The following is a 12,979-nucleotide window of genomic DNA, read 5'->3' on the forward strand; positions in this document are numbered from 1 at the left end:
GATGTCGCAGATGCCCCGGCAGGCCGCACTGCCGAAGTGCCCGAGCTGCGCGGAGCCGGTGGAGCCGGGTGACCTGTTCTGCGGAGCGTGCGGATACGACCTCTCGGTGGTGCCCGCGCCGCCGCGGGACCATCCGACGCTCCCCCTGACCGGCTCCGCCGCGCCCGGCGCCGGACCGGACCGGCCCGCACCCGCGGGCGCCCCCGCCCCGCCGCCGGCGCCCCCGGCGGGCGCCGGCGCGGGCGGGACACCACCGCACGGGCAGCCGCCCGAGGCCGGACAGCCGGACACCGAGGTCCGGTTCGACCGGCCGGACGAGCCCGAGGAGTACCCGTTGCAGGCACCGGACCCCCGGCCGGCCGCCCCGGCCGCCGCCCCCGCCGCCCCGGCACGGCTGTGCGTGGCCTGCCGCACCGGCCGGGTGGACGGCGACGGCTACTGCGAGAACTGCGGCCACGCCCAGCCCCGCGAACGCGACCACCTGGAGCGGGAGACGGGCCCGGTCGCGGCCGTCAGCGACCGCGGACTGCGCCACCACCGCAACGAGGACGCCTTCGCCGTCGGCCACACCACGCTGCCGGACGGCACCCCGGCGGCGCTGGCGGTCGTCTGCGACGGCGTGTCCTCCGCGACCCGCCCCGACGAGGCCTCCCTGGCCGCCTCCCGGGCGGCCGGCGACACCCTGCTGGCCGAGCTGCCGCGCGGCACCCACCCGCAGACGGCGATGCACGAGGCGATCGTCGCCGCCGCGCACGCCGTCAACGCGCTCGCCGACGAGCCCGCCACGGCCCGCGAGCACGCCCCGCACCAGAACGCGCCGGCCTGCACGATCGTCGGCGCGGTGGTCACCTCCGGGCTGCTGGTCGTCGGCTGGGTCGGCGACAGCCGGGTCTACTGGGTGCCCACCGACCGCGCCGCGCCGCCCGCCCGGCTCACCGAGGACGACTCCTGGGCCGCGCAGATGGTCGCCGCCGGACTGATGAGCGAGGCCGAGGCGTACGCCGACGAGCGCGCCCACGCCATCACCGGCTGGCTCGGCGCGGACGCCTACGAACTGGAGCCGCACACCGCCTCCTTCCGCCCGGACCGGCCCGGCGCGGTGGTGGTGTGCACCGACGGACTGTGGAACTACGCCGAGACGGCCCAGGAGATGTCCGAGGTCGTCCCGCCGGACGCGGCGGCCCGCCCGCTGCACGGCGCCCGGGTGCTGGTCGGGCACGCCCTGGACGGCGGGGGCCACGACAACGTAACAGTGGCGGTACTGCCGTTCCCCGCGCCGCCGCAGGGGGCAGGATCGGCCTGAAGGCCGTGTCCGACGGGACCACGGCACGGGGAAGCACGGGCGGACCGGAGGGGACCGGTGCGCCCACGGCCGGCGCCTCGCCCCGGCGAGGCGCTTGAGGGGGATGCGTCACAGCATGGCCAGTTTCGCGAAGCCGGACGCGCCGCGGTTCTCGGTGGACGTCTATCAGAACGAGTACCTGCCCGAGGGCGGCAGCGAGGTCGACGCCATAGTGACGGTGACCGCGACCGGCGGCGGCACCCTCGGCGGCGCCGCGTCCGCGCCGGTGCACGCGCCCTCCGCCGCGGTGGCGGTCATGGTCGACTGCTCGGGCTCCATGGACTACCCGCCGGCCAAGATGCGCGGTGCCCGGGACGCCACGGCCGCCGCCATCGACACCCTGCGCGACGGCACCCGCTTCGCGGTGATCGGCGGCACCCACGTCGCCGAGGAGATCTACCCGGGCGGCGGGCGGCTCGCGGTCGCCGACGCCACCACCCGCGGGCAGGCCAGGCAGGCGCTGCGCCGGCTGCGCGCGGGCGGCGGCACGGCCATCGGCACCTGGCTGCGGCTCGCCGACCGGCTGCTGTCCTCGGCGGACGTCACGATCCGGCACGGCATCCTGCTCACCGACGGCCGCAACGAACACGAGTCGCCCCAGGACCTGCGGGCCACCCTGGACGCCTGCGCGGGCCGGTTCACCTGCGACGCCCGGGGCGTGGGCACGGACTGGGACGTGAAAGAAGTCACAGGCATCGCCTCGGCGCTGCTCGGCACCGCCGACATCGTCGCCGACCCGGCCCGCCTCGCCGCCGACTTCACGGACATGATGGAGACGGCGATGGGCAAGGAGGTCGCCGACGTCGCGCTGCGGGTGTGGACACCGGTCGGGGCGGCCCTCCGGTTCGTCAAGCAAGTCGCGCCCGCCGTCGAGGACTTGACCGGGCGGCGCACCGAGGCCGGGCCGCGCTCCGGGGACTACCCGACCGGCTCCTGGGGCGACGAGTCCCGCGACTACCACCTGTGCGTGACGGTCCCGCCGGCCGGGCTGGGCCTGGAGATGCTGGCCGCCCGGATCTCCCTGGTGGTCCCGCAACCGGACGGAACGGTACGGAACCTGGGCGCGCAGGGCCTCGTACGGGCCGTGTGGACCGACGACGCGGCCGCCTCCACCGCCATGAGCCCCCAAGTCGCCCACTACACCGGGCAGGCCGAACTGGCACAGGCCATCCAGCAGGGCATCGATCTTCGCAAAGCGGGCGATATCGATGGAGCAACGGCCAAACTGGGCCGGGCCGTTCAGCTCGCGAACGCCTCGGGGAACGCGGATACCGCGAAACTGCTTGCGAAGGTGGTGGACGTGGTCGACGCCGCGACAGGTACTGTGCGGTTGAAGACGAGGGTCGCGGAGGCCGACGAGATGACTCTGGAGACCCGGTCCACAAAGACTGTTCGTGTAAAGAAGTGACCCCGCCGCAACCGGCGGGCACCGAGGACGGACCTTCAGGAGAAGGGGAAGCACCGACATGCCGACCTGCCCGAACGGACACCAGTCGGGTTCCGACGACTGGTGCGAGGTCTGCGGTCACCGCATGGCCGGTGCCGTACCTCCGCCCCCGCCGCCGCCCCCGGGCGCCGGCGGCTACGGCTTCCCGCCGCCCGCGGGTGCCGGCGCCCGGCCCGGCCCGGCCGCGGCCGGCTCCGAGGCGGAGCTGTGCCCGCAGTGCCGCACCCCCCGCGAGGGCGGCGCGCCCTTCTGCGAGGAGTGCCGGTGGAACTTCCTGACCAACACGGCGACCTCGTACACCCCGGCCGCCCCGCGCCCGCCGCAGCCGCGGTTCCAGCCGCCGAGCGCGACGTACGGCGGCGGTGACGGGTACGAGTACCAGGGCTCGCGGCCCTCGCAGGTGAACCGGCCCGCCGAGCCGATCCCGTCCTTCGGCAGCGAGCCGTCGGGCCCGACCCCGTTCGGCGCCGACCGCTCGCCGTCCGCCCCGCCGGCACCCCCCGGCCCCGCGGGCGCGCCCCCCTTCGCCCCCGGCAACCACCGCCCGCCCACGCCCCCGCAGGGCTTCGGCCAGGGACCCGGCGGCCCGGGTGGTCCCGGCGGCCCCGGTGGTCCCGGCGCGGGTGGCGTGCCCGGTCCGGGCGGGTTCCCGGGTCAGGGGCAGGGCAGGGGCCAGGCTCCCGGCGGTCCTGGCGGTCACGGTGGCCCTGGTGGGCCCGGTCCTGGTGGCCCTGGTGCCGGTCGTCCCTCGGGTCCGCCGTCCGGCTTCGGCGGAGGTCCGGGCCAGGGTCCCGGTCCCGGTGGCCCGTCCGGCTTCGGCGGGGGCCCCGGGCAGGGTCCCGGCGCCGGCGGTCCCTCGGGTCCGCCGTCCGGCTTCGGCGGGGGTCCGGGGCAGAGTCAGGGCCAGGGTCCCGGTCCCGGCGGCCCGTCGGGCTTCGGCGGAGGTCCGGGGCAGGGCCCCGGCGGACCCCGGCCCGGCGGCCCGTCCGCTCCGGGCGGCCCGTCCGCTCCGGGCGGCCCGTCCGGCTTCGGCGGCGACCCCTCGCGGTCCGTTCCTCCGCCGCCGGGACCGACCCCGCCCGCCGGTCCCGGCGGTCCCGCGGGTGCTCCGCAGGCGTTCGAGCAGGCCGGGGCCCCGGCCCCGCCCGCGTTCCCGCGCGGGAACCGCCGGCCCCCGGCCGGCGAGGACGACTGGGTGATCTCCCCGCCCTCGTCCGGCGGCCCGGGCCAGGACCCCGGCGGCCAGGGCGGCGGCTACGGCTACCCGCACCCCGGCGCCACCCAGGCACCGCCCGGACCGGGCGGGCACACGGGCCCGGGCGGACCGGGCGGCCCCGGCGGCTTCCCGCAGGCGCCCCAGGGCTCGCAGCCGCCCCAAGCCCCGCAGCAGCCCCAGAACAGGGGACCGGCCACCTGGACCGCGACCATCGGTCCGGACCGCGAGTACTTCATGGCGATGATGCAGCGCTCCGGCCCCGAGGCCGCGGGCCTGAACCTGCCCGCGTACTCGCCCGAGCAGCAGCGCACACTCACCGGCAACCAGGTGACCATCGGGCGCCGCCGGCACTCCACCGGCGACACCCCGGACATCGACCTGTCGGTGCCGCCGGAGGACCCGGGCGTCTCGCACCAGCACGCGATGCTGGTGCAGCAGCAGGACGGCAGCTGGGCGGTCGTCGACCAGAACTCGACCAACGGCACCACGGTCAACATGTCCGAGGAGCCGATCCAGCCGTTCGTGCCGGTCCCGCTCCAGGACGGCGACCGGGTGCACGTGGGCGCCTGGACGACGATCACCGTCCGCCGGGGCTGACGCTCAGCGCAGCGGCCAGGCGTACGGCCCCTCCGGGTCGTCCAGCCAGGCCCAGGCGTGCTCGCCGCGGACCGTGACGCCGTAGCGGCCGTGGCCGGGCTCGCCCTCGCGCTCCCACAGCGCGTAGGCGTCCAGGGGATCGAGGGCGCCCCGGCTCAGCGCGAGCAGGAAGCGGAACGGCTCCTGCTCGCGGGCCCGGGCGGGCAGTCCGGCCAGGCTGACGCTCCCGGGCGGCGCCCCGCCCTGGCCGCGCAACGGTACGAAGAAGACGGCCCCGGGCAGGAAGCGTCCCTCGGCATGGCCGGCGTCCCGCACGGTCAGGGCGAGCAGGCCGGTGCCGAGCGGGGTGAGCACGCGCCCGCCCGGGCGGCACTGGGCGAGCCAGGCGCGCGGCACCGTGCACAGCTCGCAGGTGGCGATGATCCGGTCGTAGGGGGCGCGTTCGGGCACCCCGCGTGCGCCGTCGCCGGTGACGACGACGGGCCGGAAACCGGCCGCCGCGAGGTGCCGCCGGGCCGACTCGGTGATCTCCGGGTCCAGGTCGACGGTGGTCACCAGGTGGTCGGCGCCGAGCCGGTGGGCGAGCAGGGCCGCGTTGTAGCCGGTGCCGGCGCCCACCTCCAGCACCCGGTGGCCGTCCTCGACCCGCAGGGCGACCAGCATCCGGGCCATCAGGGAGGGCTGGCTGCTGGAGGAGACCAGTTCGCCGTCGCGCAGCCGGGTGGCCAGCGGCAGGTCCGCGTAGGCGCCGCGCACCCAGCGCTCCCGGGCCGCCGGTCCGGGGCTCTCGCCCCAGCGGCGTTCGTAGCCGCGCGGCCCGGGGACGTAGTAGTACGGCACGAACAGGTGCCGGGGCACCGCCGCGAACGCCTCCCGCCACACCGGGTCGCCGGCCCAGGCGCCGTCGGCGTCGATCTCCCGCACCAGGTCGGCCCGCGCCGCGTCGGCGAGAGCCTCGGTCTCGGTGTCGTAGGCGCCCATGCGTCCACAGTAGGGGCGGGCGGCCCCCGCCCGGGGCGGTCCTAAGTCTTCGGTCCTGGGTCACCGCGTCTGAGACGATGGACGGGTGAATGAGATTCGGCGCGGCACGCTTCAGGAGCAGACCTTCTACGAGCAGGTCGGCGGGGAGGAGACCTTCCGCCGGCTCGTCCACCGTTTCTACGAGGGGGTCGCCGAGGACCCGCTCCTGCGGCCGATGTACCCGGAGGAGGACCTGGGCCCGGCCGAGGAGCGGCTGGCCCTGTTCCTGATGCAGTACTGGGGCGGCCCCACGACCTACAGCGACAACCGCGGCCACCCCCGGCTGCGCATGCGGCACGCGCCGTTCACCGTGGACCGGGCGGCGCACGACGCCTGGCTGAGGCACATGCGGGCGGCCGTGGACGACCTCGGGCTGTCCGAGGAGCACGAGCGGACGCTGTGGAACTACCTGACGTACGCCGCCGCGTCGATGGTGAACACCCCCGACTGACGCCACGGCGGCCGGGGGCCGGGGTCAGCGGACGCTGACCCCGAGGGCTCCGAGCGGGCCCGTCTGCCGTACGGCCACCGAGCCGTACGGCGTCCGCAGCCGCAGCCAGGACCCCGAGGAGAACAGCCCGGTGTCGCCGGCTCCGGTGCCGGGCCGCAGGAAGCCCAGGGACTGGGCCGCGTGCACGGCCCGCACCGGCAGTCCGGTGTCCCCGATCCGCCGGGACCAGATGTCCCGCCCGATCCGGTCCAGCTCCGCGCGGGTACGGGCCTCGGGTGCCAGTCCCCCGGTGCGGGAGCGGAATTCGGCCACCGCGGCGGCGACGGTGGCGCGCAGCGCGTCCGGCGCGGGCAGCCCCGGCTCGGGCCGCCAGCCGGCGCGCGGGGGCAGCAACCCGGCCCACGGCGGTCCGGTGACCGCGCCCGGCACGGCGGCGGTGGCCGCCCGCTCGTCCACCGACTCCAGGAACTCGCCGGCGGAGACGGTGATGTCGAGGGCCACGTCGAGCCCGTCCTCGTACGGCTTCGCGAGCCGCACCGCGCGGACGGCCAGCACCTCGAAGGAGGGCGGCCGGCCGAAGACGGCGAGCGCGGTGCCGGCCGCCTGGAGGCGCACCGCGGCCCCACGGTCGTAGTGGAGCAGCCGGGAGAGGAAGGCGGCGAGATCCGCCGCCTCCGTCTCGTCGGCCAGGTGCAGCACCGTCATGCGGCGACGGCCTCCCCCTCGGCCTCCGCCGCGCCCTCGCCGCCGTCCGTGTACTCCTGGAGGAAGTCACGCTCCTCCGCGGTGATCCGCCGCGGGCGCTGGGCGGCGAAGTCGAACGGGACGATGACCGTCGAGGCCCGGGCGTAGACGAGATCGCCGTCCTTCACCTCGTAGGCGAGGGTGAAGGAGGCGGCCCTGATCTCGCTGACCCACAGCTCGATGGTCACCGGCTCGTGCCGGTGGAGGAGCTGCCGCTTGTAGTCGATCTCGTGGCGCGCCACCACGGACCCCTGCTTGAAGTCCTTGTCCGGGCGGAACAGGAAGTCGATCCGGGCCTCCTCCAGATAGCGGAGGAACACCACGTTGTTGACGTGGCCGTACGCGTCCATATCCGCCCAGCGCAGCGGGCAGCGGTAGATGTGGCGCAAGACCGATCAGCCCCGGGTCAGCTTCTTGTAGGTGGCCCGGTGCGGACGCGCGGCGTCCGCGCCCAGCCGCTCGATCTTGTTCTTCTCGTACGACTCGAAGTTGCCCTCGAACCAGAACCAGTTCGACTCGCCCTCGTAGGCGAGGATGTGCGTCGCGACGCGGTCGAGGAACCAGCGGTCGTGGGAGACGACGACGGCGCAGCCGGGGAAGTCCAGCAGGGCGTTCTCCAGGCTGGAGAGCGTCTCGACGTCGAGGTCGTTGGTGGGCTCGTCGAGGAGCAGCAGGTTGCCGCCCTGCTTCAGGGTGAGCGCCAGGTTGAGCCGGTTGCGCTCACCGCCGGAGAGGACCCCGGCCGGCTTCTGCTGGTCCGGGCCCTTGAAGCCGAACGCGGAGACGTAGGCGCGGCTCGGCATCTCGACCTGGCCGACGTTGATGTAGTCGAGCCCGTCGGACACGACCTCCCAGAGCGTCTTCTTCGGGTCGATGTTCTCGCGGCTCTGGTCGACGTAGGAGATCTTGACGGTGTCGCCGACCTTGATGTCGCCGGAGTCCGGGGTCTCCAGGCCCTGGATCATCTTGAACAGCGTGGTCTTGCCGGCGCCGTTCGGGCCGATGACACCGACGATGCCGTTGCGCGGCAGCGTGAAGGACAGCCCGTCGACGAGGACCTTGTCCCCGAAGGCCTTGTGCAGGTCGTCGACCTCGACCACGACGTTGCCCAGGCGCGGGCCCGGCGGGATCTGGATCTCCTCGAAGTCCAGCTTCCGCATCTTCTCGGCCTCGGCGGCCATCTCCTCGTACCGCGCGAGACGGGCCTTGGACTTGGCCTGGCGTCCCTTGGCGTTGGAGCGGACCCACTCCAGCTCTTCCTTGAGCCGCTTCTGCCGCTTGGCGTCCTTCTGGCCCTCGACCTTCAGACGGGCGGCCTTGGTCTCCAGGTACTTGGAGTAGTTGCCCTCGTAGCCGTGGAGCCGGCCGCGGTCCACCTCGCAGATCCACCCGGCGACGTTGTCCAGGAAGTACCGGTCGTGGGTGACCGCGACGACGGTGCCCGGGTACTTGGCCAGGTGCTGCTCCAGCCAGTTCACCGACTCGGCGTCGAGGTGGTTGGTGGGCTCGTCGAGGAGCAGCAGGTCGGGCTGCTCCAGCAGCAGCTTGCAGAGCGCGACACGGCGCTTCTCGCCACCGGAGAGGTTGGTGACGGGCCAGTCGCCGGGGGGGCACCCGAGCGCGTCCATGGCCTGCTCGAGCTGGGCGTCGAGGTCCCAGGCGTTGGCGTGGTCCAGCTCCTCCTGGAGCTTGCCCATCTCGTCGAGCAGCGCGTCGGAGTAGTCGGTCGCCATCAGCTCGGCGATCTCGTTGAACCGGTCGAGCTTGCCCTTGATCTCGGCGACACCCTCCTGGACGTTCTCCAGGACGGTCTTGTCCTCGCTCAGCGGGGGCTCCTGGAGCAGGATGCCGACGCTGTAGCCGGGCGAGAGGAAGGCGTCGCCGTTGGACGGCTGCTCCAGCCCCGCCATGATCTTCAGCACGGTCGACTTACCGGCACCGTTCGGGCCGACGACGCCGATCTTCGCCCCGGGGAGGAAGTTCAGGGTGACGTCATCGAGGATCACCTTGTCGCCGTGCGCCTTGCGCGCCTTGCGCATGGTGTAAATGAACTCAGCCAAGAGAAACCGTCCGGCAGCTTGAAATCTGGCAGTGGGCAGATACACCCCATCTTGCCGTACCGCCACCCCTACGGGGAAACCCGTTCCGTCCGGGGGCTCTGACCTGGGGTTTCACTGTGGCGCGCTGCGTCTCGTCTGTCACTGCCGGTCGCCGTCGGTCGGCTTCGGGCGCCCTCGCACGGCCCAGGGACGGCCCGGAGTCGATCACCAGGAACCGGTCATCGGCTGACAGCGGCGCCATCGAACAGGCCGCATGAACCTCAGCCACCGACAGCCAGCCACGACGGCGGACGCGCCGACCGACCAGGCGCGCGTACGTCTCGCCGCGCCCCCACCGGCCTCAGCCACGGTGCAGCCCCGTCGACGGGAGCAGCCACGCCGGCCGGGCCGCGGGGACGAGCCGGAGCCAACCGCACCAGAACCCTCAGCTTGGGAAGCTCGGGTTCTTTGACAGCGGTTGCTGTGCTGACCTGCGGTGGAGTCGTGTTGGAGTCCTGGTCGCACCCGGGAGAGCTTCCCGCTGTTCCCCGTGGTTCCCCGCGCGATCTGGCACGTGTATGGCACGGTCCCTTCGCCTCGAAGGTCCCTTGGCGGAGCAGGGAGCCCCGGAGTGTCTGAGCCTCAGCCGACGACAGTCAGCCACGACGGCGGGTGCGCTGACCGACTTCGCACGCGTGTGCCTCGCCGCGTCCCCGTCGGCCTCAGCCACGCTGCCATGTCGTCGACCAAAGCAAGCCCCGTCGGTAGAAGCGTGGCGGCGGGGGCTTGGCTGAGGGCCTCTTCGTTCCGAAGCAACTTGCGTGGGGCTTCTGCCTTGGGCGGTCGTACCTCCGGCCTTTGTTGACGGCCCGCACGCGTTCGTGCTCGTCCGCCGATGTTCGTCGGCGCTGTCACGCAGTTAGACACTCACCTGGGTGCGGCTCCGGTGCGGGGGATCAGCGGACGTCAGCTCAGTTCCGATCTGGCAGTCGGCCGCAAGCGGTGGGGCAGAGAGTCGCACGCGCGAACAGAGGCCGGCACTGAAGCGCTGGAGGACGTTCCATTCTCGGTCGCCGATGTAATGAAACCGTGTGCGCCGAAGGATGCAGGAACGCCATGCTGGTGACCATGCCGAACCTCGCACATCCCCTGTTTAGCGCCCCCGTCGAGCTGATCGACAGCGAGATGGTCCGCGGCTTCCTGGCGCTGGAGCTGGAGGAGAGTTTCACCCTCGACTACAAACGTAATGTCGATGCAGTGTCCGACACCGTCGCAGCCATGGCCAACAGTTACGGCGGCATCGTCCTCATCGGCGTTGACGCCCACCCCAAGGACAAGAACCTGCCCGGGGAACTGGTCGGAGTCAAGGCGATCGACAAAGACCGGCTGGTCAGCAAGATGGCGACCACCTTCGACCCGCCTGGCTGGACGCCGGACGTCATCCCGGTCACTGTGGACGACCGGCTCCTTCTCGTAGTGCGGATTGACCCGGACAGCGTGCCCCGACCGCTGTTCCACCAGGGAGTCGTCCGAGTCCGTCTGGACGGCCGCAACATTCCTGCTGACCGTCGCCTCGTGTACGCACTCTTCCAGCAGGCCGCCGATCCGGTGCTTGCCTACACTGGTGACCCGCGCTTCCTGCCTGACCACCGCTCGGCCACACGCTTCCAGAGGGATGCGGCCCCGCCCGACCTAGTCATCCGTGCCGCGGTTTCCCGGCCACTGCGAAGGGACGCCGCCCGTCTTCGGCTGCACGGCACAACGGTCGACGCCCTCATGCGGTCGCTAAGTGCGCCCAGCCTCACAGGCGCGTACGAGCTGCCGGAGCGGCTGCACGCGCTTGTGCAGCGGGTACGGACCCACCAGGACCAGCAGCCATGGACGATCGATCCCGAGCACGGGAACGGTCGTCACGTCCGGCTCGCGGCCGGCCATCCCATTCCCGGTCCGCATCAGGCGGGCATACGCCTGGAGTGCAGTGCCACGCTGCCCAACGGCGGCAGCAGCCTGGACGTGCTCTTCGACCTGCTTCTCTGGACCGGTGGCAAGAAGATCGCAAACGACTTGTGGGTGCAAGCGTGCTACGAGGCCGTACGCGCGCTGATCCGGCACGCCCTGCCCACCCTCACCCTGGAGCTGCTCGGCACTGCGTCGATTCCCACGCCACCCATCGAACTGCACATTGCTTCCGGCGTGCAGGGGGATCCGTGGCTAGAGAACACGCTCAGCACCAACCTTCTCGGCGAGCCGACCGGCGCAGGACGCCTCCGCGGCGGCAGCGAGCACCTGAACGAGGAACTCGTGGCCGCTGGCGACCTGCCCAACGCGGTCATCCAAGCCCTGCGCAACATGGCCCTGGATTGGCGCTACCTCCATCCCAACTTCCCGGTCCTGCACGACTGACCAGTAACCGGACTACGGCGCATAAGGGGCGGCGGTGGATAGGAGTGGCGCAGAGGGGCCTCACTGACGATAACGAGGGTGAGTCGAGAGCAGTCGGCTACACCCAGTAGCCGAAGAAGTCAAGGGCTGGGTCTCTGACCTGCGGCCGTGCAATCGATCAACGCTGCGACCTGCGACTTAGCTGTCGGCGGTTGTCAGCGTTGGTCGTCGTTGAGCACCCTCTGACGGCCCTGGGACGGCCCGCAGGCGTGTCGCGCTCGGAGGGTGCTCGCCTTGAGTTGTGTTGAGGCGTGGGCGGTCAGGGGTTCGCGCCTGTTCCGTCGTCTTGATCAAGCAAAACGGCATCCCATCGAAACCCGAAGGGTGTTAGAACCTCGTGTATGTCGCTGCCCTTCAGTAAGTCGCAGATCACTCGCCTTGGCGAGCGTCTGGTTAAGTCCAGTGAGCCGAGTGAGGAAGATCTCGCAGCGCTGGGAGAACTGCTGTTGGCGTATGACGACACGCTCGCTGCCTCCTTGGAGACGGTTCGCGGTCTGGGGTTCGATCCGACAAGCCGGGTCAAGAACACTGGGACGATCTTGGAGAAGCTGGTCAGGCATGGTGGATCGTGGCTCAAGAGCATTCAGGATCTAGCGGGCATGCGGATCGTGCTTGATGGGGATAGAACGGCTCAGGATGGTGCGGTCGACGCCATCGTTCATGCGTTCCGGGCAACTGAGCGTGAGGCGAAGATCGTGGACCGCCGCGCTCAGCCCAGTGCCGGTTACAGGGCAGTGCATGTGATCGTGTACCCGGACGGTGTACCAGTCGAGGTCCAGGTCAGGACGCGGTGGCAGCATGAGTGGGCTGACATGTTCGAGAAGCTGGCTGACCTGATCGGCCGTGGTATCCGCTACGGCGAGCCCCCGGCCCACTGGTGGGACAGCGTGGAGCGTGCGTCCGCGGAGGCGACGCCGGAGAGCCTCGCTCACGCACGAAAGATCTACGATGCGTCGTACCGTCTCCACGAAGCAATGGTCGACAGTGCCATCGCGCTTAGCGGACTCATTGACGCATTGGAGAAGTACGAGGCTTCCTGGGACCAGGAGGAGACGGAGGAGCTGGGGAGGCTTTGGGGTGAGGTTCGCAAGGGGCTGGCCAAGTTCCGACACGACATGAGCGAGATGACACCTGTAGGAGAGCGACGTGATCTTGGTAGCGTGGGTTCATGACTAACGTTCTCGTCGTGTATGACCGCTCTGCCGGTCGCCTGCTCCATGAGCAGGAGTTTGAGCGCCGGCGAGACGCCTTCTCGGCCCGCTTTGCGGCTGAGAGGCAGTACCGCGACCATGAAAACGTCGAGGTAGTCGTCCTGAGTGCCAAAAGCCGGGCTGACCTGCTTCAGACGCATGCGCGCTACTTCCTCAGCTTGGATGAGCTAGCAGCTCGGATGGCCTGAGCTGGTCCTTCTAGGTCGGTGGAGCGGCTTTGGGCTGGAGCTGCTTTGGGGCGAGTGATCATGGCCCCGTAAGCTTCCGGCGCGTCGGGCAGTCTGTGGACCTGCCCGGTAAAGCACGACGTTGGGGCCGTGATCTTCGAGGCTCGCGCCAAAGTGGCTGCCTGACTGCCTGTTCTCTATCCGCTCGCGCGGTCGGACAGGTTCGAACGGGAGCCTGGTTCGGGTGAGTTGTCCGGGGTGGGTGCATGAAGGAAGGGCCTCTTGGTAGCTCGCGGATGTCGA

The 12,979-nt window shown here is 71.7% G+C and carries 11 protein-coding genes; 7 read left to right on the forward strand and 4 right to left on the reverse strand.

Annotated elements, in window-relative coordinates; translation table 11 throughout:
- Position 1 precedes the first annotated feature (1 nt).
- The 3 genes from ACZ4W9_RS07285 to ACZ4W9_RS07295 all read left to right on the forward strand — a co-directional run bounded on the left by ACZ4W9_RS07285 (position 2) and on the right by ACZ4W9_RS07295 (position 4,602).
- Complete coding sequence (locus tag ACZ4W9_RS07285; RefSeq protein WP_467933797.1) at positions 2–1,303, forward strand: PP2C family serine/threonine-protein phosphatase; 1,302 nt, start codon at positions 2–4, stop codon at positions 1,301–1,303.
- A 115-nt stretch (positions 1,304–1,418) separates the two neighbouring features.
- The gene (locus ACZ4W9_RS07290; RefSeq protein WP_467933798.1) at positions 1,419–2,750 is read left to right on the forward strand and encodes a vWA domain-containing protein; all 1,332 of its coding nucleotides are present in this window, start codon (positions 1,419–1,421) and stop codon (positions 2,748–2,750) included.
- A gap of 58 nt (positions 2,751–2,808) precedes the next feature.
- Positions 2,809–4,602: an FHA domain-containing protein gene (locus ACZ4W9_RS07295; RefSeq protein WP_467933800.1), complete on the forward strand. Its 1,794-nt coding sequence runs from the start codon at positions 2,809–2,811 to the stop codon at positions 4,600–4,602.
- Positions 4,603–4,605: 3 nt separating this feature from the next.
- On the opposite strand, the gene ACZ4W9_RS07300 is transcribed toward ACZ4W9_RS07295, so the two are convergent.
- The gene (locus ACZ4W9_RS07300) at positions 4,606–5,583 is read right to left on the reverse strand and encodes a methyltransferase domain-containing protein (RefSeq protein ID WP_467933801.1); all 978 of its coding nucleotides are present in this window, start codon (positions 5,581–5,583) and stop codon (positions 4,606–4,608) included.
- An 85-nt stretch (positions 5,584–5,668) separates the two neighbouring features.
- On the opposite strand from ACZ4W9_RS07300, the gene ACZ4W9_RS07305 reads away from it, so the two are divergent.
- Positions 5,669–6,073 carry a globin gene (locus tag ACZ4W9_RS07305; RefSeq protein ID WP_467933802.1) on the forward strand — a complete coding sequence of 135 codons (405 nt, stop codon included), beginning with the start codon at positions 5,669–5,671 and terminating at the stop codon, positions 6,071–6,073.
- A 24-nt stretch (positions 6,074–6,097) separates the two neighbouring features.
- Here ACZ4W9_RS07305 and ACZ4W9_RS07310 read toward each other — a convergent pair whose 3' ends face one another.
- Genes ACZ4W9_RS07310 through ettA form a run of 3 tightly spaced genes read right to left on the reverse strand, consistent with a single transcriptional unit; the run spans position 6,098 to position 8,877 of the window.
- Positions 6,098–6,778, reverse strand: coding sequence for a DUF8185 domain-containing protein (locus ACZ4W9_RS07310; RefSeq protein WP_467933803.1), 681 nt, complete (start codon positions 6,776–6,778; stop codon positions 6,098–6,100).
- Positions 6,775–7,206 (reverse strand): acyl-CoA thioesterase, encoded by a 432-nt coding sequence (locus tag ACZ4W9_RS07315; RefSeq protein WP_467933804.1) that lies wholly within the window; start codon positions 7,204–7,206, stop codon positions 6,775–6,777. Before ACZ4W9_RS07315 ends, ACZ4W9_RS07310 begins: the two co-directional genes overlap by 4 nt.
- Before the next feature lie 6 nt (positions 7,207–7,212).
- On the reverse strand, positions 7,213–8,877 hold the full coding sequence (ettA, locus tag ACZ4W9_RS07320) for an energy-dependent translational throttle protein EttA (protein ID WP_467933806.1): 1,665 nt from the start codon (positions 8,875–8,877) through the stop codon (positions 7,213–7,215).
- 1,095 nt (positions 8,878–9,972) lie between these two features.
- Between ettA and ACZ4W9_RS07325 the strand changes: the two genes are divergently transcribed.
- From ACZ4W9_RS07325 to ACZ4W9_RS07335, 3 genes are all read left to right on the forward strand, one after another.
- Complete coding sequence (locus ACZ4W9_RS07325) at positions 9,973–11,259, forward strand: AlbA family DNA-binding domain-containing protein (protein WP_467933807.1); 1,287 nt, start codon at positions 9,973–9,975, stop codon at positions 11,257–11,259.
- A 380-nt stretch (positions 11,260–11,639) separates the two neighbouring features.
- The gene (locus ACZ4W9_RS07330; RefSeq protein ID WP_467933808.1) at positions 11,640–12,470 is read left to right on the forward strand and encodes a hypothetical protein; all 831 of its coding nucleotides are present in this window, start codon (positions 11,640–11,642) and stop codon (positions 12,468–12,470) included.
- The gene (locus ACZ4W9_RS07335; protein WP_467933810.1) at positions 12,467–12,697 is read left to right on the forward strand and encodes a hypothetical protein; all 231 of its coding nucleotides are present in this window, start codon (positions 12,467–12,469) and stop codon (positions 12,695–12,697) included. Before ACZ4W9_RS07330 ends, ACZ4W9_RS07335 begins: the two co-directional genes overlap by 4 nt.
- Positions 12,698–12,979: the final 282 nt, after the last annotated feature.

This window comes from Streptomyces sp. NPDC029296, from assembly GCF_055569255.1.